Origin of the sequence: Calothrix sp. NIES-2100, assembly GCF_963875285.1 — a bacterium.
Taxonomy (GTDB): Bacteria; Cyanobacteriota; Cyanobacteriia; order Cyanobacteriales; family Nostocaceae; genus Aulosira.
Window position 1 is genome coordinate 2,846,262 of the sequence record NZ_CAWNLA010000001.1, and the last position, 19,886, is coordinate 2,866,147.

Genomic DNA, 19,886 nt, shown 5'->3' on the forward strand with positions numbered 1-19,886 from the left:
TGATTATCTATTGGTTATGATACCACACTCTATATATGATTTTTGATTTGCTTTAACCTATAACAAGTATCAATTTTAACTAAATTAATACTGTCCAAGCTAACTTTCGTTGTGTTCTCACACTTCTAAAGTTTTTTTGCCAATCCTTAGTAATGCCATTTTTGTATGTTAAAAGTAACGTACAAGTATGGTATTTTTATTGTAAGTAGTCCAGCAAAAAGCAAAATAATGCTATGGCTAAACGTCGCAGAGCAACTAATCAGGCAGTAATCGATAAACGTATCAGCCAAGGTCGTGGGGAAGGTAGAGGTCACGACTACACCCCCTGGTTGCTGATTCAAGATGTAGCTTCTCAAGGTTTAGCAACACGGACAAAGGGCTGGAAAACAAAAAGAGTCCATCACTTGCTCAGCAAAATGGAGCTTAACTACTTTTATGCCCTTGAATGGTCGCCAATAGTTTACGACATTCGCGAACAATACCCATTACTGCCGTTGGAAGAAACGGTAGCAATTGCTGAACAGTGCGGTATTCCTCATCCTAAAGACCCTAAAACCCAAGAATTTATTGTGATGACAACTGACTTTGTAATCACAATTCCTCAGAACATTGGAATTTGCGAGCAAGCTCGTACAGTCAAACCTGCAAAAGAATTGGATAACAAACGAACTATCGAAAAGTTTGAGATTGAACGCAGATACTGGGAGTCAAGAAACACTAGTTGGGGTATTGTCACAGAACATGAAATTCCTTCCGTTCTAACCAACAACATTGCTCACCTTCATAATCGTTTCTATGCTGATGACTTATCACTCTCCGAGCGAGAGATTGCCCAGGTAAAAAAACTGCTAACTCAGTGGGTAATGCAGAGGGATGAAAGACTCACAGAACTGACTGCCGAGTGTGATGACAGGCTTGGCTTAGAAGCTGGTGATAGTTTATCAGTTGCTTGGCATTTGTTAGCTACACGCCAATGGTTAGTTGATATGAATCAACCCATTAATCCCAGGCAAAAGCTTTTACTACTAAATGTTCAATCTGTAGATATTGATCAGCCAATAAGAGAAATTGGATGAAAATTTTCATTAACCAACTACTGTCCTGGATAAGCGATTTAGAAGAAAATCGCCAAATCGAGCGTGTGCTCTGGATTGATACCTCAGGTACTGATGTAATAACTATTGATATCAATCACCCAAATGCTCAACCGATCTTTCATAAGTACAACCATATAGAGGCGGCATTGGTTGCCAATAGAGCAACTATTTTAGAAAACGACCCCTGCGCTAAGATTATTCCTACGAATCAGCTTTCAGATGTTCAACGCAAATATCGAGATGAAGCATGGAAAGCGATCTCCTTAATTATTGCTCAAGGAGAAAAAGTTTTTTATCCCCATGAACGAAGTCGAATAATCAAGGAAGCAGTTCATAGCACAGGACGTTCAGAGCCAACAATTCGTAAGGATCTACGACGTTACTGGCAAGGTGGACAGACAAAAAATTCACTCCTACCTAATTTTGACTTGTGTGGTGGAAAAGGCAAAGAGCGGCAAATTAATAGTGCCAAAAGAGGTCGTCCTAGTTTACTCTCCATTGCCAAAGATCAAATACTTGGAGTCAATGTTGATGCTGATATTCAGGATAAATTTCGTAAAGGTATCCGGTTATTTTATGAGAATTCTCAAGAAAGATATTTGACAAAAGCTTATCAGGACACACTTGAAAAGTTTTTTGCCATAGCCTATAGAGAATCCTCTAATAGTGTGAAAGTTCCAATTCTGCCACCAGCGGAAGAACTGCCCAGTTTTAGGCAGTTTCAGTATTGGTATGAAAAAAATTGCGATATTACTAAAAAATTAATTTCGCGTCATGGGGAACGAAGATTTAACCTTCGCCATAGGGCAACTTTGGGAGACTCAACTCAAATGGCATTTGGACCTGGTTCAGTGTTCCAAATCGATGCAACGATTGCAGATGTTTATTTAGTAAGTTCTCTCAACCGAAGTCAGACCATCGGTAGACCTACACTTTACTTAGTTGTTGATGTTTTTAGCCGACTAATAGTTGGATTTGTCGTTACTCTTGAACCTTCTAGTTGGTTAGGTGCAATGTTAGCCTTAGAAAACGTTACTGAAGATAAAGTTGAGTTCTGTCGAGGATACGGAATTAACATTACTGAAGCTGAATGGGCTAGTCATCACCTTCCTAAAGAACTGATTGCAGATCGAGGGGAATTTGAAGGATATAACGCTGATAATTTAGTAAACTCTATCCTCAATATTGATATCCATAATACATCGCCTTACCGGGCAGATATGAAAGGTATTATTGAGCAGAGCTTTAATCAATTAAATAATGAGAGAATTCATTGGCTTCCTGGTTCAGTCAAGAAACTTCCAGAGCGAGGTGATAGAGATTATCGACTGGATGGGGTTTTAACCTTACATGAATTCAGACAATTGATGATTTTGTCCATTCTCGATCACAACAATGAGAAATGCATGTATGACTATCCTATGAGCCAATACATGATACAAGATGAGGTTGAGCCTTATCCAGCCAATCTCTGGCAATGGGGAGTTGAAAATAGAGTAGGTTCTCTACACTGGAAATCTCGTGACCTTATCCTCCTAAACCTTCTCCCATCGGCAAAAGCTTCTATTACCCGTGAGGGAATTGTTTTTAACAAACTGCATTATACATGTGAATTAGCTATGCATGAACAATGGTTTGTTCGTGCAAGGAATAAAGGTAGTTGGAGAATCGATGTTGCTTACGATCCGCGACTTGTTAACCAGATTTATATACGTTTAGACAGCGGTAATCGCATGGAAATATGCTATTTACTCGAAGTAGATCAAAGGTTTCAAGGTTGTGATTTTCGAGAAGTAGAAACCTATTACAAACAACAAAGGATAAATCAGCAAGCTGCCACTACACGAAAACAACAGTCCACAGCGGCATTAAATGCTCACACTAAACATATAATTTCTAAAGCTACAGAGGAAACTCAAAAAGCTACTGATGGGCAAAGTAAACGTTCTCGTATTAAAAATATACATAAAAACAGAGAAGAAGAACGTAACCATGAGCGGAAAATTCAAACTCAAACTTTAGGTGAAAATTCATTTTCTGGACAGCCAGCAAAGGTAATTCAAATGCCAAATATCACTCAAAAAGAAGATAGTAATGAGGGGTATGTAGCTGCACCTCAAGAAACTGAAATGTTAAATGAAATATTTGGAGAAATGTGGAATCATGGTAAATAACAGACCCTACAATACTGGAATTTTAGTCTGTAGAGGGCAAGAGATTGTTGCCACTTATAGAGATCCATCAATTGCGAATTATCGTAACAACCCACTTATCGAAGCTTTGCCACCCATATTACGTAAACCTGAAGTAATAAAACGTTTAGCATACTTTCCAGACTATCAAGATGAGGATAGGCATCAGCCTGACCACTTACGTTTACATATGATTCAAAATACTCTGCAATTTTTTACTCCTCTAGGAATTCATCTTGCTCTAGAACAGACAGTTTCGCGACTTATTAGGCTTGGTTACCAAGCTCGAAATCCAATACAGATAGGATTTTGGAAAAACATTAACCAATCAGTGGAATTAATGGATTCCAATGGATTTGTTCCAAGAAGTCAACGTTCTACGGCAAGAAGCTTAACTATACTTGGTGTGAGTGGTATAGGTAAAAGTACAGCTATAGAAGAAATTCTTTATACCTATCCACAAGTAATAAATCATAACCAATATCTTGATAGAAATTTTAGTTTCAGACAACTTGTATGGCTAAAACTTGAGTGCCCACAAGATGGCTCAATCAAAGGTCTTTGTCTTAACTTTTTTCAAGCTATGGATGATATTTTGGGTACTTCATACTACAAAAATTACACTACTAGACTCTCAACAGTGGATAACTTAATGCCCAATGTAGCTCGTGTAGCTTCAATACATGCTATTGGCATTCTTGTAATTGACGAAATTCAAAATTTGAGTGCAAGTAAGAGTGGCGGAGCTAGCAGAATGCTTAATTTTTTTGTGCAATTGGTAAATACTATCGGTTTGCCAGTTGTTTTAGTTGGTACTTACAAAGCATGGAATGTTTTAAGTGGTGAATTTCGTCAAATACGTCGAGGTACAGGTCAAGGAGATTTTATTTGGGACCCAATGCAGGAAGATGAAACTTGGCAGACTTTTGTAAAAACCCTATGGCGTTACCAATACGTTAAAACATCTTGCCCTCTGACACCAGAATTAAGTCATGCCTTGTATTACGAATGTCAAGGTATTACAGATTTTGCTGTAAAGCTTTATATGCTAGCACAAATACGAGCTATCACGACAGGGAAAGAAAAAATTACAGAATCAATTATCAAGTCAGTAGCTAAAGATTGTCTCCGCACAGCTAGGCAAGTTCTTAACGCTTTGAAAGAAACTAATGAAGACAGAAAGCGGCAGATGTTAATCAACTGTGAGGATGTCTACCCAATTGATATTGAACCATTTTTAGAAGAGGCAAAAACCAAACTTGATTTCCAGGATGAAAAATTACTAGAGATGATACTTGTTAACCAAGTAAATTCTGTAGAAATTGAACCGAACCTAACAACAGTCACAGAACCTAAAGAGGCTACTAGGCATGTTGAATCTAAACCAACTATAAAACCTAGTAAGCATCGTCAAAATACAAGAGCGAAGAATACATTATCAGAAATTATAGTTCAAGCAGAGAAGCAGGGCATTACTGCCTATGTAGCGCTCAAGCAAAACGACTATATTCGATCTGCCTCTGAATATCTTATGGAGGAAATAGCAGGATGATTGGTTTTTTTCCTGAACCTTATCCAGATGAATTGCTGTACAGTATTTGTGCGCGATATTCTGATCGAATGCAATATCCAGTTAAACATTCTGTTGTCAAAGAACTCTTTGGTGATAAACGTATCGTTGTAAATTTAGAGCTACCACGCTACTTAGATGATTTGGTTGCAGCTTTACCCCCAGGAAATTGCTATACGGTTGAGAACATAATTGATTACCATACACTGTTACCCTTTTATAGCTCGTTCTCTCCACCAGAGATCACTTTGTCAGTTAGACAAGAAATGAGAAGCAGTCGCTTTCAAGCTTATTATAAACATTTAGGTATTGGCATAGGTTCTTTGGCATTACCCCCTTATCTACGTTTTTGTCCTCTATGTGTTCAAGTGGATAGAGAGCAACTTGGTGAATGCTACTGGCATCGGCTCCATCAACTTCCTGGTGTGGAACTTTGTCCACTACATAAAATTCCTTTGGAAAATAGTCAAGTATCTAGGCAAAATAGGAGAAGCAGGTATCAATTTATTTCTGCTGAGCAAGCTACACATACTAATCAACAACGTTTATTGAACTTATCTGTTCGTGACTATGAACATCTTCTCGATATTGCTCATGACGCTGATTGGCTTTTGAAGCAGCGCAACTTAACTTCAAGTACCACATCTATACACAACCGTTATGTCAAACTACTGTATGAAAATGGTATGGGTACATTCAACGGTAAATTATATATAAACAAAATAATAGAAGCATTCACAAGTTATTACTCTCCACAACTTCTACATCTGCTTCAATGCGAGTTTGATAAACGAAACCAACATAATTGGCTTCTAAATATATTTCGTTTAAGTAACACAACTAAACATCCTATACGCCATCTAATAGTTATTAAATTTTTAGGATATACTCTTAAAGATTTTTTTCAACTTCCTGATGAGTTTAAACCCTTTGGGAATGGTCCTTGGCTATGTCTAAACACAGTTTGTGAGCAATTTCACAAACTAGTAATTGATAAATGTGATATTAAAGTTAATAGCCTAAAGACTAAGCCAGTAGGAACATTTCATTGTTTATATTGTAATTTTATATATTCGCGAACAGGTCCAGACAATAAGGCTGAAGATAAATTTAATAGAACTACCCATATGACAATTTATGGCGCACTATGGGAGTCTACTTTAATTAGGTTATGGAAAGATGAGTCAGTTACTCTCAATGAAATAGCAAAACAGCTAGGAGTTTCCCAGAGAACTGTTAAGCGTCAGGCAGTTTTGTGTCAGATCCCATTTCCAAGACTTAGCGTTGGTAGAACAATTCAGAATAGCCCTACATATCAGCCTCGTGCTACAAATCTTGAAACAAGAAAAATACAAAAATTGCAATTTCATCAAAACAGTATTCTGGAAGTCATAGAAAAAAATCATTTGGCAGGACGAAAGGAACTTCAGACAAAATGTCCAACGTCTTATGCATATCTTAAAAAGTACAATCATGATTGGCTAGAAGCTCATCTACCTCCTCCTAACCATAGTGGAAAATTCCCGCCAAAATATATCGTGGACTGGGAAGAACGCGATATCCAACTGGCAGAAGATGTTAAAGCTTCAGTTGTACATATCAGAAGTATTCCTGAACGTCCTATACGTATCACCAAGGCAGAGATTAGTAGATATATTGAGCAATATTTGTACCACTCATTGTGCTTACATTTGGATAAACTTCCCTTGACAAAGAAAGTTTTAGCTGAAGAACTTGAGACATACGAAGAATTTGCTATTCGTCGGATTGAATGGGCAGTGAGATATTTTCGACAAGCGAATATATGTCCAACACGAAGGCAACTAGAGCGTTTTGCAGGTATACAACCAAAATCTCCTCCTATATTGCAGATTAAACAGGCAATAGACACTGCTCTACAATCACTTACTCCTACTAGAAATTTCTGAAATATTTATATTTTGTTTGTAGAATCTAGAAAACTTCATGCTTGGTTGCTTCCCTAACGCCTATCCAGATGAATTGTTCTACAGTATCTGTGCTCGCTTCCAAGAGCGAATGAACTATCCTAGCCAGATTTCAGTAGTACAAGATTTATTCCAAACAAAAAATGCGATCGCAATCTTTGACCTACCAAGCAGGCTTCATAGACTTGTTACAGCCTTACCTCCTGGAAGCTGTTATACAGTTGACGATTTCATCCAAAAACACACTCTATTACCTTTTTATAGTCCATTCTTGCCCCCAGAGAGACTTCAACTTGTTCGGGAAGATATGTGTGGTGATGATGGCTCAAAAATTCATACACGCTTGGGAATTGTGGCTGGATTTATTGAAATGCCTTCTTACCTGCGCTTTTGTCCAGTGTGTGTGGAAGATGATCGCAAGCAGTTTGGTGAGTGCTACTGGCATCGTCTCCATCAATTACCTGGTGTTGAAGTCTGTTCCACTCATGGAGTTTTTTTAGAGAAAAGTGGTGTATTAACCCACAATCGTAGACGAATATATGAATTTATTTCCGCAGCACAGGCAAATCAAGTAATATCTCCTCGTCCAATAGACTCCTTAAATTCTGCTCACAAAATTCTGTTGAAGATTGCTAGAGACATAGACTGGCTTGTGAATAATTGCCGCTTTGTCCCTGGCTTAGAAGCTTTGTATCAAAAATACCTATCTTTGGTAAAAACCAATCCAGAGTTAGTGACTTACACAGGTAGGATTCGTGTTCAGGAATTATTGAGGCTCTTCAAAAATTACTACCCCTCCCAAGTGTTAGATCGGTTGCAATGCCCACTTGATGAGCAGATTCGCGATAACTGGCTTGCTCAATTAGTGCGTTTGCCTAAAAGGGTTCACCATCCACTACGTCATCTGCTATTTATCCACTTCTTGGGATATACAGCACAAGAATTTTTTGAGCTAAAAGAAGCACCAAAACCATTCGGTAATGGTCCTTGGCGCTGCCTTAACCCTGTTTGCAAATATTTCAAAAAACCGCACATAAAGAATTGTCAGATTACATATAATCAGGAAAATCACAAACCAACTGGTACATTTGTTTGTAGCTGTGGTTTTGTTTACTCTAGGATAAGTCCCGATCAATCACCAGAGGATCACTTTCGATTCTCGAAAATCAAGGTTTATGGTTCTGTTTGGGAAAAGTCTTTAAAAACTTTCTGGGAAGACTCATCACTTACCCTTAAGGAGATTAGTCACCTTTTGGGAGTTAAGGTCAAGACAGTGCTTCGTCAAGCAGATAGGCTGAAGCTTACTTTTCCCCGACCTAATACTAAGGCGAGAGCAACTGAGTTATGTCCCTCACTTAAGCCTCGTGCATTCTCATTTATTCAGGCTCCAGATGTCCTTGAAAGTTGCCGTCAGCAATGGTTAGAGCTAATTGAAGCTAATCCTGAGGCGGGAAGAACACAATTACGAAGTAAAGCACCAGCAATTTATGGTCAGTTATACAAATACGATAAAGATTGGCTTGTGGAGCATCTGCCACCCCCAATAACGAACAATGGCACTATATATGTAGATTGGAATAACCGAGATGCTGAAACGGTAGAAGCAGTGAAGATTGCAGCTCAGCGCTTGAAGCAAGATGTCAATCGACCAATTTGGATCAGCAAGACAGCGATCGCTAATTCTCTTGCTCATCCTGCAAGTGCTTGGGTTAAAAAACATCTCAAAAGGCTACCAAAAACAGCAGAAGTTCTAGCTGAACTGAGCGAGACTAGAGAAGAATTTGCAGTCAGAAGAGTTCAATGGGCTGCTGATTGTTTCCATCAAGAAAATATTGTTCCCCAGAGGTGGCAATTGGTACGTCGAGCAGGTCTACGCCCAGAGACAAGAGAGTTGTGTTTAGTTAAGCAGGCGATCGCAACTGCTTTAGACGTTTTGGTTAGAGACCATGAGTTGAGAGAATAAGTAATTCAGATATTCAACATGTTGAGCGGCGAAAGTCGAATTATCTGACTGAACTACAGCACGATAATGTTGATTATTTAAAACTTCCCAATCAACTACAGTGGTATGTTTTCTATTCGTAACTTTTAAATCCCTATCCCAATGAATTACGAATCTAAAAACGTAAATCCCACCATCATGATGAGCAAAGAAAACTGGTTCAGTTGCTTGATAAGTTCCTAGCCCATGTATTATATGAACAATAGCTCTACCAATTTCGTCTCGCCTAATATCAAGGCGCTGGTTTATAGCAGCAGCAACTTCTAAACTAGGTTGATTAGCTATTGTTTTCCATTCATTAGATAGAAATAAGTGAATTTCAGATGTAGAAGCAACTTTAGCTTCTGCCGGAGTTGAGGTTATACACATAGCTGTTAAATACATAAGAACTATAGCTAAAAGTGCAACCAAGCTCGTACTTAACTTCTGCCAAAGTTTCATTCTGAATCCTGAAAAATTAAAATAATTATAGCTAACCTAAAGTTAATTATTCTCTCAGTTTATAAATACGTCTTCAGTAAGATTACCGAACCGGATAAATTTTAATTTTTCAAACAAAGAAGGCTAAATTTTATTAATACTAAAACTAATATTGATAGACATTAATATGCAACAAAAATGCTGCATTAAAGCAGCATCGAATCTGGAATATTTAGGAGAACCATCTGTAACAAATACTTATAATCAATCCACAATAGAATCTACTTTGTCATCGCTGTCATCTGGCTCATATTCCAAAAGCTCACCTGGTTGACAATTCAATGCCTTGCAAATACCGTTTAACCTTTCTGGTGTTAACCGTGGCATTTCATCAACCTTACGAAGTCTGTAAAGCGAGTTTTCCGTTATCCCTAGCACCTCTGCCAAGTCCTTGTTCCTAACTCGTTTCCGTGCCATCACTTCATTTAATTTCCAGCGAATCACTTTATCCATAGGCATATCACTACATCCCCAGTTTAGTTGCTGCTAGGCGTAGATTTATCTACTTATCAGTCTTCTATTTACAAGTAGATTAATAACATTTTAAGTGTTATTAATCTACGCTTGACTTATGTATACGTGTCACGTAGATTAATTAATAGACAAAAACAAAGGCGATCACCCTCCGGCAAGAGAATGCGATCGCCTTTTGTAGAACCCCATTGATGAGGTCATTAACATGATTACACAAGAAGTAGTTAACAACCAAACTTTGGCGAAATCAGAGTTTGGGGACATTGATCAGTTAGGTGATGCATTAGCACCAGAAATCGAAATTGATTCAGTACCAGATGAATTTGGAGAACTGTATCGAGTTTGGAATAGCTATCATCTGCTGGGAACTTTTTATCAAAACCTTAATGGCAAATGGGTAGCACAACCTTGTAATAGGGATGAAAGACCTTGTTGTGATACCCCTGAATTAGCACAGCTTTTCATCCTTGCCGTCAACGGGTTGCTAGTAGCGGATGTAGCGTAATCCTTAACATAATTTTTTTCCATCACCTAGAGACGTGGTTGAATTCACGTCTCTTTTTTGTCAGGCACAAAGCAACTTATAACCTTTATTTATTAGTACAATTGTACCTGTGACAGTTAAGAACTTTATTGTTTGTGGCTCAACTTGTATGGCGGTTAGTATATTCTCTACTAAAGAACTTTAGCAAAAATTTAGCAACGCCATAATCAGGGTTTCAGGCGTTGCCACTTAAGGACTTTATTGTTTGTGATCAATTGTACAACGAGTCAACCTTCATCCAAGGTGCGATCGCTCGCCTAGATGCAGCATATGATAAAAATGCTTCTAGGTAGGGCAGCATCAAAAAATGAACTATAAACCAGAACCAATAGATACATCTAAGGTAACCATCAATACTGAACACCTGAAATTGACTGAATTACTGGCGAAAAATACACATGAAATCTGGGCACAGCAACGCATAGAAGAAGGGTGGAAGTTTGGCACACAGCGAGACGATGTCCGCAAAGAACATCCTGGGCTAGTTCCTTATGAAGAATTATCAGAATCAGAAAAACAGTACGATCGCAATACAGCCCTAGGAGTGATCAAGATGCTTTTAGCATTGGGCTACCGCATTGAAGGAGAAAGAACTCCCTTAGCAGATGAACGCGAAGACCAACAATTGGCTTTAATGCTAAAAAATCTTAAAGAATCGTCTCAATTAAATTTGAATTCTTTATTGGCGATTAAAAGAGAAACAATTAAGATTAGACCTCATTCCCCAGATATTTATATTGCTTTGGGAGAAAAAATTCTCCAACTAGGCGAACCTTTAATGGCTTATGATGTCATTACTGAAGGACTAAAACACTGGGAAAATAATATTAGATTAAAGCAACTTTTAGCTTTGGCTCTAGCCCGCAGTGGTTCAACTTTAAGGGCTAATTGCCTGTTATTAGAAATGGTAAAAGCGGGAGCCTCAGATCGCGAAACTATCTCGCTTCTAGCTCGGACTCATAAAGACCTTTACTTGCAAGCAACTACCCCTCAAGAAAAACAAAACCAACTTGAATTAGCAGCCCAAAGATATCAACAAGCCTATGAATTAACTGGTAATTACTATCCGGGAATTAATGCGGCTACTATGTTTCTGTTAAAGGGAGAAGAAGCAAAAGCAAGAGAAATCGTTACTCAAGTGCGAGAGCAATGTTTACAACAACCAGAAAAAGATTATTGGCTATTAGCAACTTTGGGTGAAGCCGCCTTAATTTTGCGAGATTGGTCAGCAGCTGAAAAATGGTATGCACAAGCAGTAGAAATCGGAAAAGGAAGGCTAGGAGATATTAGTTCCACCCGCCGCAATGCTAAACTCCTACTGGAGTATTTGGAAGGAAATAGCCAGCGCCTGGGAGAATGGTTTCAAATTCCCCGCACGGTGGTGTTTACCGGACACATGATCGACCAGCCGGGGAGAAAAATCCCCAGGTTTCCTCCGGAATTGGAAACAGAAGTTTATCAAGCTATGCGCGATCGCCTTTCATCTCTGGATGCGAAAATCGGATATGCTTCCGCCGCTTGTGGTGCCGATATTTTGTTTTTAGAAGCCATTTTAGAACTCAATGGCGAGATTCATATTGTATTGCCTTACACTCAAGAAGAATTTATTAAAGATTCAGTCGATGTTATTCCCAATACTAACTGGCGGCAAAGATGCGAAAATTTATTAGCAAAAGCTAATGAAGTGATTATCTGCTCCAATCATAATTTAGAACACAGTCAGGTTTTGTATGAATATGCCAATCATGTTGTACATGGTTTAGGCAAAATGCGCTCCGAATTGCTCGATACAGAACTGATTCACCTGGCGGTTTGGGATGGTCAACCAGGTGATGGATCAGGCGGTACAGCTTGGACAATTGAAACTTGGCAAGCATGGGGTTATGAAGTAGAAATCATCTACCTGGAATCGATGAAAAAAGCATTATTAGCCAATAACCATTTATCTCCCGATTGCCCACTCCAATTAAACATTGATCAACTATCAATCAATGATGGCGAATCTCAAGAAGTGATGGCACTTTTGTTTGCTGATGTTGTGAAATACTCGACCCTAACTGAAGAGCAAATCCCGCGATATGTGGAATATTTTCTTGGTGCTGTTGCCTCACTCGAAGCTAAATCAAATTATGGACAATTAGTAAAAAATACTTGGGGAGATGCTCTATATTATGTCTTTCCTAGAGTCAATGATGCTGGCAATTTTGCCCTTGATTTATGCGATCTGATTCAACAGACTAACTGGTTAGAAAAAGGTCTGCCGGAAAATCTGAATTTGCGGATCTCGTTACATGCAGGCCCAGTTTATCAATATGTTAACCCTGTGACTAAAGATACAAGCTACATTGGCACTCATGTCAGCTATGCTGCCAGAATTGAACCGATAACTCCACCTGGTAAAGTATATGGTAGTCAAGCTTTTGCTGCACTAGCTTGTAGTTTGGGAGTTGAGGATTTTACTTGTGATTATGTAGGACAAATCCCCTTTGCTAAAGGTTATGGCACATTTCCTACTTATCATGTACGCCGCCAAATTAGCGGATAATCACCTCACCCTAAACCTCTCCTAAGAGGAGAGGGGAAAAGAGCAGCTTTTATTAGGGACATCCAATTTTTTAAATACCCAATCAATTTGTAGTGCGAGCGTCTCGCTCGCTGTTGTTCATTCATCGTGCAAGATGCTCGCACTACGGAATATGGGTAATTTATTTTTTGTAAGTCCCTTATTAAAGGGGTGTGAAAATCCTAATTTTTCGTTACTCGGATCTCTGTTTGTAGGAGAGGTTCATCGAACTGATGCTAATTCGGTGTCAGTTCCATTGTCACCTTCTAGGGGCTGACTCAACTGCTCTAAAATCCCCAAAACTTGCTGTTCAAAAGCAACTTGGGCGCGATTAGTTTTACCACCAACAAAAAGGCGATCGCCTTTTTTCAAAGCCCAAATTTGTGAGTGGGAAAAGTAACTCATCACCACACCCAACATCAATAAACCAAATCCTGTGTAAACAATAGGTATACCTGGGTCAGCTTTAATTTGTAAGCCTGTGCTGCCAATTACTTCTAAAATTTTCAGTGTTACACCATTCACTTGGGTAGACATTCCCGCACGTACAGTATTAATTAACTTACCACTGGCATCGTAAATTAATACCATACCTTGTAAGTCTTTGGCGAGTAAGGAAACACCTTCACTTAAATCTGGTTTTGTGGGAATCCATGTACCCCAAATCCGCCCTGCACCTTTGGTATCTAATTGTGCCATTGGTAATTGGAACACCGGGCTATTATTAAATTGAACTTTAACGCCTGAAAGTCCCCAATCGGTTTGATAGAAAGTTACGCCATGATAACGCAGAGGTTGATTAACAAAAATCTTTTTGTGGTCAACTTCCTGTCCTTGCTTATCTAAGACAGACATATCTGAATAAAATTGGTCAATTCCCCCAGCAGGTGTATAGTCAATCCAAAATCGATTAACTCGTACAGACCAATCTTTAGGAACTTGAGATAATGCCAAAGGCCCTGCATCGATAATATTTTTAACCTGAAATGTATCACCACTGGGAACCATTTCTTGGGCGACAAAACCAGTCATTGCCCCCCAAATTCCTCCTAAAAGAATGGTGACAATGCCGATATGCACTATAATCGGGCCGATGCGTCCAACTATTCCCTTACGGGCGTAAAGAATATCGTCTTTTTCTTGAAAAATTTTATAACGCTGGTTCTTTAATATTTGAGTGAGAGTATTTAAAGAACCTGTATCTAATTCTGCACTCAAAGCTAATTTTTGAAATTGTCGCGGTTCATCGTAATATTTCCACCGCTGGGCTGCTTTTAAAGCTGGAAGTTGGCGAGTAAAAGTACAAGCAGTTAAGCTAGTACCAAACAAGACAAGCAAACTCAGAAACCACCAGGTACGATATACATGGTCTAATCCCACTACTTGAATGACCTTCCAAGAGAGGAAACCAAATAAAGCGGGATGTTCGGGGTAGTTAGCTTGGTAAAATGCAGGTGACTGACCTTGTTCGATGACAGTCCCGCTGATGCTAAATAAGGCGATGGTGAGTAAAAGTGCGATCGCTAATCGTAAATCTGTGAGTAAAGGTAACAACTCTCGCCGCAAGAATCGGCCAGGTAATGACCACCAAGTTGATTCTGGGGTCGTGGAATTGTCTGTTGTCATGGCTTAAAAACTTCCCAAGGGAATCCGCGAAATTAAAGAAAACACACCAAATCCTACCAATAGCACACCGCTAACGGGGTTAATCCAACCAGACCAGCGGCGCAATTCCAGCAGCCTTGTAATTGCAGCGGTAAAAGTACCTGCCAAAATTAAGGGTGCAACATAGCCGGCTGTATAAGTAATTAGTAAAACAGCGCCTAAAATTAAGTCTTGGGTAGTTGCCACCCAACTCAATAAGCTAGCTAAAACTGGTGTACTGCAAGGTGAAGCCACTAAACCAAAAGTCAAACCAATAGAATAAGAACGGACTCCCGGCGGTAAATCAGCCGAAATCCAATTAGTTTCACCCAAAGAAGGAAATTGCAGGGGTAATGCTTCCAGTAAGTTCAGCCCCATGAGAATGGCGATAATGCTGACAATTATCGGTAAGCCAATTCCCACTTGACCGTAGACTTTTCCCACAAAAGCTGCTATAATACCCATTCCTGCGAGTGTGGTTGCTAATCCTAATGCAAACCAAGTTGATTGGGCTGCTGCTTGCAGACGGCTTTTCGCTTCATAACCGCCGATATAACCAATGGTAATCGGCAGCATGGAAAGCATACAGGGCGTGAGGCTGGTAAGTAAACCAGCCACGAAAATAATGCCAATACTCACCAAGCTGAGGTGTCCGAGTTGATTAGCAACAAGGGCGTTGGCAAATTGTTCTAGTTTGTAAAGTTGGATTTGCAAGGTCTCAAGCATGGGGCATGACGGGCAGGGAATGCTTACTATGCTTGAATTTTAGCTTAATTTTGGGCAGAGGGTGACGGTTGACGGTTGACGGTTGACTGTTGACAAATGACATCTGACCATTGACCATTTCAATCATCGCTTAGGGTTTCAATTAATAAATCTACTTGCTGCTGTCGCTGCTGTAAAAAAGTCTCGCATTGACGTAAATATTCCACAGCGGCTGTAAATTGGTCAAATACTTGTTCTAATTCCAACTCGCCTGTTTCAATGCGAGTGATAATTTTTTCGATTTCGGCAACTTTAGCCTCATAATTCCCTGCTGTCATTGCATCAGAATTATCAGCTTTATTACGTTTAATCATTCTTGCACTTCCATAACTTTCACTTTAGCTTCTCCCTGCCCTAATTGAATCAATAATTCATCGCCTATAGCTAACTCTGCAACGGAACGGGCGATCGCACCATTTTCTTGTCTAACTACAGCATAACCACGCTGTAATACGGCTTTGGGGTCAAGTGTGGCTAATTTTTGCTTTAACATTTCTAGATGTTGGCTGGCTTGTTGCGATCGCCTGGTGGTAGCTTGAATTAATTGCTGACGTTTCCACGCTAGCTTTTCTACTTCTTGCTTTACTTGTCGATCTAAGCGTAAATGCCGTAACCGATTCTGCAACACTTGTAATTTGTTTTTCGCAGTTTCGCTAGAGTATTGCATTACCTCCTGTAACGCCTCCACGCGCTGCCGATGTTGAGTATACAATTCTGAGAGCGCTGGTACAACCATTTCTGCGGCGGCGGTAGGGGTATGCACACATACATCTGCAACTAAATCGGCTAAAGATTCATCTCTTTGATGACCAATCCCAGTAATCACAGGTATGGAACAATTAGCAAGCGATCGCACTACTCGTTCATCATTAAAGCAAGCTAATTCTTCAACCGCACCGCCGCCCCTAGCTAAAATTATCACCTCGGCACGACCATCTTTTTCTACTCGCTCAATTGCTTTGACTATAGATTCTGGTGCTTGCTCACCTTGTACTGTCGCTGGCGAGAATAATATATGTAACCCTGGATACCTTTGTTTGAGGGTTCTTTGGATATCACCCCAAGCCGCCGCCGTGGGTGAAGTGATAACAGCGATGGTTTGGGGATGGGAAGGAAGCGATCGCTTTCTTTCGGGATCAAATAAGCCTTCAGACAGCAAGCGGTTTTTTAACTGTTGATAGCGTAAGGCTTGCAAACCTGCCCCAGCAGGTAAAGCTTGCCAAACCGATAGCTGATATTCTCCCCGTTGCGGATAAACTCTGAGACTGCCTAAGATAATTAATTGCTCACCGGGAATTGGTGTCTGTGCGAGTTTCGCCAATTGGCTATTCCAAGCTACACATTTAATTCCGGCTGTACCATCGGGATCTTGCAAAGTGAAAAATAATCCACTGCGATGGTGATTAGCGCTGGAAACTTCTCCAGTCACCCAAACTTGTCGCAGGTGTTCATCTTGTTCTAATAGCAAGCGGATGTAATCAGTTAACCCAGCTACTGACAGTGCAGTTTGAGGAATTAGAGAATCGACAAAATCGGAAGTCATCAAGCTTAAAAAGGATACACCAGCAAGCGATTATCCAAATCGTAGCAAATTACTGTATTGAAGGTAGGGGATGTGGTTCGACTTCGCGGTAGTTGAGCGTAGCCGAAACTCACCAACCGGGGGACAAGGGAAGGGGGACAAGGGAGACAAATGACAAATGACCAAGAATCGCTCATCAAGGCGTTATCATAAAGGCTATCTGAAATCATTAAATCGGACTTGCGAGGTGTCTAGCGATGACCATCTCCCTAGAACAATCAAGCCAATCCCCCCTACTGTTCCAGCAGCATGATGCGACCTGGCAAGATTATGTGGCAGTTCGAGATAACCCAGATATTGATTGGCGTAAAATCGCATTTTATCAAGGATGGTTATTGGTTGATATGGGAACAGAAGGGCTGGGACACTCTTCCTTTAGCGATTTGATGACGGCAGTTTTCTTTGTTTGGGCATTCTTGCACCCAGAGGTAGTGCTGCAATCTTACGGACGCTGTTTAATTGAAAAGCCAGACACCCACGCCTGTGCGCCAGACTTGGTGCTGTACAAAGGTGAAAATATTCCTAAATGGAAAACCGGACAGCCGCGTCGGATTATTCTCGATCGCGATCGCCTACCTGATTTAGTTGGAGAAATTGCCGATACAACCTTGGGAATCGATCTTGATGAACAGAAGCAACTTTACGCCAGTTTAGGAATTGCTGAATACTGGGTAATTGATGTCAAAGGAATGCGGCTGTTTGCATTTGGTTTAACAGCAACGGGTATATATCAACCAATCCAAGTTTCCCAGGTGTTGACGGGTTTAGCGATCGCCCTTGTAGAACAAACCCTGGAACGATTAGCCGAAGGAACCAATACCGCAGCAGCAAATTGGTTAATGCAGCAATTGCAAACAGACTTATAGCCCCTCAAACTCCCCAAATAGTTAAGATTAAAAGCATCCGCCTACTGAATACCCGTTATGCCTCTGTCGCGCATAGTCACGCTGATTGTTGGTTTGATAGTTATTTTGGGGCTAAGCCTGTGGCTGATTGACTCCCTGTCGCGTCTCTACTGGCAGTTGTCCTATTCGCCGCTGCTGGGCAATTTATTGTTGCTGCTGTTGGTTGTGCTTATTGCTGGCTTGGTTGCAGCCTTTGTTTATTATGTGATGGTATTACAAGCGGGTGAGCAGCGATCGCGCCGTAAGCGTCCCCGTGTGACACCTGCACAAATTCCCGCAGCTAAATCTGATGCGGCTTCGACAACGTTACAAGCTGTGCGCCAACAGGTGGCACAAATTCAAGATGAAGTTGCTAAACAAGCTTTACTCAGTCGATCGCGGGAAATTGAAGTCAATTTAGCACGAGGGGAAATTCAAGTTGTGGTATTTGGTACGGGAAGTGCTGGTAAAACTTCCCTAGTAAATGCCGTCATGGGACGCATGGTGGGACAAGTTGATGCACCGATGGGTACAACCCAGGTAGGCGAAACTTATTGTTTGCGGTTGAAGGGATTAGAACGGAAAATTTTAATTACTGATACCCCAGGAATTTTAGAAGCCGGGGTGGCGGGAACGGAACGGGAACAGCTAGCAAGGGCTTTAGCAACGGAAGCTGATTTACTATTATTTGTGGTCGATAATGATTTACGCCGCTCCGAATATGAACCACTGCGGGGTTTAGCAGAAATTGGCAAGCGATCGCTGTTAATTCTTAATAAAACTGATTTATACACAGACGAAAATAAAGAAGCTATCTTGGCTAGGTTGCGTCAACGGGTGCGAGGATTTATTGCGACTAACGATGTAGTTGCGATCGCGGCTAATCCCCAAACTGCCCAATTAGAAACTGGCGAAATCTTTGAACCAGAACCAGATATTGTCCCTTTGTTGCGGCGGATGGCGGCGATTTTACGGGCTGAGGGTGAAGATTTGGTGGCAGATAATATTCTCTTGCAATCTCTGCGTTTGGGAGAAGAAGCCCGCAAACTCATCGATGCCCAACGTCGCCGCCAAGCAGATAAGATAGTCGAAAGGTTTCAGTGGATTGGGGCTGGTGTGGTCTCAGTCACCCCTTTACCAGTGGTAGATTTACTGGCAACTGCGGCTGTAAATGCCCAAATGGTTGTGGAAATCGGCAGAATTTACGGCTGTGAATTGAATATGGAACGGGGGCGCGAGTTAGCTTTATCTTTAGCCAAAACCCTTGCTAGTTTGGGAATTGTCAAAGGTGCAATTCAATTATTATCTACAGCTTTGCAAACTAATCCTGCCACGTTTATTATTGGGCGGGCAATTCAAGGTGTAACAGCAGCATATTTAACCCGGATTGCAGGGAAAAGTTTTATTGAATATTTTCGCCACGATCAAGATTGGGGCGATGGCGGGATGACAGAGGTTGTACAGCGACAGTTCCAAATTAATCGCCGGGATGAATTTATTAAGGCTTTTGTTCAAGAAGCGATCGCGCGCGTAGTCAAGCCTTTGCAAGGAAATTCTGAGGTGGTTGAAGAAGCAAATGAGGAGCAAGGAACTCAGAATTAGCTACATACTTACTTAATAGGAGGATAATCGAATATATTCAATATCTGTTATTAACAAATGCCTACGACATCTACCACAATGAAGTCAAAAATGCTTTAATTAAAGATGGATGGGTGATTATTGATTTTTCTGCCGCTTAAACAAAAAACAGTTGCCAATACTTTTCTCAAAATATTGCCCATCTAGGAAATATTTTCCAAAATTAGAAAAATGTTGGGTTTCGTTCCTCAACCCAACCTACGATTATCTACGATATGTTTAATGGTAAACAAAGAAATTGCGATCGCTCATAGCTGTTCGGTAATGCGATCGCTTCCTTCCTCCTGCCAATGACATCTTACATTTAATTATTGCCTACTTAACCTGAAAATAGGAGAACCAGCACTATAGACAACGAGGATAAATGACCATTGACTCTTGACCATTGACCATTGACTCTTAACAAAAATTCATAATGTTTTCTGGTTAAGATATGTTAAATTTAGCCAGATTTTGCGTAAATATTCGGAAATGGTACGATTTAAATATGAATCAGGCGATA

General features: G+C 40.4%; 17 protein-coding genes. 11 read left to right on the plus strand and 6 right to left on the minus strand.

Features of this window, described 5'->3' with window-relative positions:
• Nucleotides 1–233: 233 nt before the first annotated feature.
• From AACU32_RS12190 to AACU32_RS12210, 5 genes are read left to right on the plus strand one after another with little or no spacing between them, the layout of a single operon-like run.
• A complete protein-coding gene (locus AACU32_RS12190; RefSeq protein WP_096599810.1) occupies nt 234–1,076 on the plus strand; it encodes a TnsA endonuclease N-terminal domain-containing protein in 843 nt (280 codons plus the stop codon).
• Nucleotides 1,073–3,271 (plus strand): Mu transposase C-terminal domain-containing protein, encoded by a 2,199-nt coding sequence (locus tag AACU32_RS12195; RefSeq protein WP_096599811.1) that lies wholly within the window; start codon nt 1,073–1,075, stop codon nt 3,269–3,271. The genes AACU32_RS12190 and AACU32_RS12195 overlap by 4 nt, the downstream gene beginning before the upstream one ends.
• Complete coding sequence (locus AACU32_RS12200) at nt 3,261–4,841, plus strand: ATP-binding protein (protein WP_339377808.1); 1,581 nt, start codon at nt 3,261–3,263, stop codon at nt 4,839–4,841. Before AACU32_RS12195 ends, AACU32_RS12200 begins: the two co-directional genes overlap by 11 nt.
• Entirely contained in the window at nt 4,838–6,787 is a 1,950-nt protein-coding gene (locus AACU32_RS12205) for a TnsD family Tn7-like transposition protein (RefSeq protein WP_096599814.1), read from the plus strand. Before AACU32_RS12200 ends, AACU32_RS12205 begins: the two co-directional genes overlap by 4 nt.
• A gap of 37 nt (nt 6,788–6,824) precedes the next feature.
• Nucleotides 6,825–8,768, plus strand: coding sequence for a TnsD family Tn7-like transposition protein (locus AACU32_RS12210; protein WP_096599816.1), 1,944 nt, complete (start codon nt 6,825–6,827; stop codon nt 8,766–8,768).
• Here the strand turns inward: AACU32_RS12210 and AACU32_RS12215 are convergent.
• Complete coding sequence (locus AACU32_RS12215; RefSeq protein ID WP_339377809.1) at nt 8,730–9,176, minus strand: hypothetical protein; 447 nt, start codon at nt 9,174–9,176, stop codon at nt 8,730–8,732. The genes AACU32_RS12210 and AACU32_RS12215 overlap by 39 nt on opposite strands.
• A 315-nt stretch (nt 9,177–9,491) precedes the next feature.
• Nucleotides 9,492–9,746, minus strand: coding sequence for a helix-turn-helix domain-containing protein (locus AACU32_RS12220; protein WP_096599819.1), 255 nt, complete (start codon nt 9,744–9,746; stop codon nt 9,492–9,494).
• Between the two features lie 220 nt (nt 9,747–9,966).
• On the opposite strand from AACU32_RS12220, the gene AACU32_RS12225 reads away from it, so the two are divergent.
• A complete protein-coding gene (locus AACU32_RS12225; RefSeq protein ID WP_096599820.1) occupies nt 9,967–10,266 on the plus strand; it encodes a hypothetical protein in 300 nt (99 codons plus the stop codon).
• Nucleotides 10,267–10,612: 346 nt separating this feature from the next.
• Nucleotides 10,613–12,850 carry a TRAFs-binding domain-containing protein gene (locus AACU32_RS12230; protein WP_096599822.1) on the plus strand — a complete coding sequence of 746 codons (2,238 nt, stop codon included), beginning with the start codon at nt 10,613–10,615 and terminating at the stop codon, nt 12,848–12,850.
• A gap of 240 nt (nt 12,851–13,090) precedes the next feature.
• Here the strand turns inward: AACU32_RS12230 and AACU32_RS12235 are convergent, their stop codons facing one another.
• The 4 genes from AACU32_RS12235 to xseA form a co-directional block, all read right to left on the minus strand.
• Complete coding sequence (locus AACU32_RS12235) at nt 13,091–14,494, minus strand: cytochrome c biogenesis protein (RefSeq protein WP_096599823.1); 1,404 nt, start codon at nt 14,492–14,494, stop codon at nt 13,091–13,093.
• Between the two features lie 3 nt (nt 14,495–14,497).
• Nucleotides 14,498–15,238, minus strand: a complete 741-nt coding sequence (locus AACU32_RS12240) for a cytochrome c biogenesis protein CcdA (RefSeq protein WP_096599825.1) — start codon at nt 15,236–15,238, stop codon at nt 14,498–14,500.
• 119 nt (nt 15,239–15,357) lie between these two features.
• A complete protein-coding gene (gene xseB, locus AACU32_RS12245) occupies nt 15,358–15,591 on the minus strand; it encodes an exodeoxyribonuclease VII small subunit (RefSeq protein ID WP_096599826.1) in 234 nt (77 codons plus the stop codon).
• Nucleotides 15,588–16,820: an exodeoxyribonuclease VII large subunit gene (gene xseA / locus AACU32_RS12250; protein WP_339377810.1), complete on the minus strand. Its 1,233-nt coding sequence runs from the start codon at nt 16,818–16,820 to the stop codon at nt 15,588–15,590. The genes xseB and xseA overlap by 4 nt, the downstream gene beginning before the upstream one ends.
• Before the next feature lie 236 nt (nt 16,821–17,056).
• Between xseA and AACU32_RS12255 the strand changes: the two genes are divergently transcribed.
• The 4 genes from AACU32_RS12255 (at nt 17,057) to AACU32_RS12265 (ending at nt 19,678) form a co-directional block, all read left to right on the plus strand.
• Nucleotides 17,057–17,725: a Uma2 family endonuclease gene (locus AACU32_RS12255; protein ID WP_096599829.1), complete on the plus strand. Its 669-nt coding sequence runs from the start codon at nt 17,057–17,059 to the stop codon at nt 17,723–17,725.
• Between the two features lie 57 nt (nt 17,726–17,782).
• On the plus strand, nt 17,783–19,345 hold the full coding sequence (locus tag AACU32_RS12260; RefSeq protein ID WP_096599831.1) for a YcjF family protein: 1,563 nt from the start codon (nt 17,783–17,785) through the stop codon (nt 19,343–19,345).
• A gap of 44 nt (nt 19,346–19,389) precedes the next feature.
• Nucleotides 19,390–19,485 (plus strand): element excision factor XisH family protein, encoded by a 96-nt coding sequence (locus tag AACU32_RS40700; RefSeq protein ID WP_445223224.1) that lies wholly within the window; start codon nt 19,390–19,392, stop codon nt 19,483–19,485.
• Between the two features lie 70 nt (nt 19,486–19,555).
• Nucleotides 19,556–19,678, plus strand: coding sequence for a hypothetical protein (locus AACU32_RS12265; RefSeq protein ID WP_339377811.1), 123 nt, complete (start codon nt 19,556–19,558; stop codon nt 19,676–19,678).
• The last annotated feature ends 208 nt before the right edge of the window (nt 19,679–19,886 follow it).

Coding starts and splice junctions, on each gene's coding strand:
- AACU32_RS12190 (WP_096599810.1), top strand. CDS start 234: ATGGCTAAACGTCGCAGAGCAACTAATCAGGCAGTAATCGATAAACGT.
- AACU32_RS12195 (WP_096599811.1), top strand. CDS start 1,073: ATGAAAATTTTCATTAACCAACTACTGTCCTGGATAAGCGATTTAGAA.
- AACU32_RS12200 (WP_339377808.1), top strand. CDS start 3,261: ATGGTAAATAACAGACCCTACAATACTGGAATTTTAGTCTGTAGAGGG.
- AACU32_RS12205 (WP_096599814.1), top strand. CDS start 4,838: ATGATTGGTTTTTTTCCTGAACCTTATCCAGATGAATTGCTGTACAGT.
- AACU32_RS12210 (WP_096599816.1), top strand. CDS start 6,825: ATGCTTGGTTGCTTCCCTAACGCCTATCCAGATGAATTGTTCTACAGT.
- AACU32_RS12215 (WP_339377809.1), bottom strand. CDS start 9,176: ATGTGTATAACCTCAACTCCGGCAGAAGCTAAAGTTGCTTCTACATCT.
- AACU32_RS12220 (WP_096599819.1), bottom strand. CDS start 9,746: ATGCCTATGGATAAAGTGATTCGCTGGAAATTAAATGAAGTGATGGCA.
- AACU32_RS12225 (WP_096599820.1), top strand. CDS start 9,967: ATGATTACACAAGAAGTAGTTAACAACCAAACTTTGGCGAAATCAGAG.
- AACU32_RS12230 (WP_096599822.1), top strand. CDS start 10,613: ATGAACTATAAACCAGAACCAATAGATACATCTAAGGTAACCATCAAT.
- AACU32_RS12235 (WP_096599823.1), bottom strand. CDS start 14,494: ATGACAACAGACAATTCCACGACCCCAGAATCAACTTGGTGGTCATTA.
- AACU32_RS12240 (WP_096599825.1), bottom strand. CDS start 15,238: ATGCTTGAGACCTTGCAAATCCAACTTTACAAACTAGAACAATTTGCC.
- xseB (WP_096599826.1), bottom strand. CDS start 15,591: ATGATTAAACGTAATAAAGCTGATAATTCTGATGCAATGACAGCAGGG.
- xseA (WP_339377810.1), bottom strand. CDS start 16,820: ATGACTTCCGATTTTGTCGATTCTCTAATTCCTCAAACTGCACTGTCA.
- AACU32_RS12255 (WP_096599829.1), top strand. CDS start 17,057: ATGACCATCTCCCTAGAACAATCAAGCCAATCCCCCCTACTGTTCCAG.
- AACU32_RS12260 (WP_096599831.1), top strand. CDS start 17,783: ATGCCTCTGTCGCGCATAGTCACGCTGATTGTTGGTTTGATAGTTATT.
- AACU32_RS12265 (WP_339377811.1), top strand. CDS start 19,556: ATGTTGGGTTTCGTTCCTCAACCCAACCTACGATTATCTACGATATGT.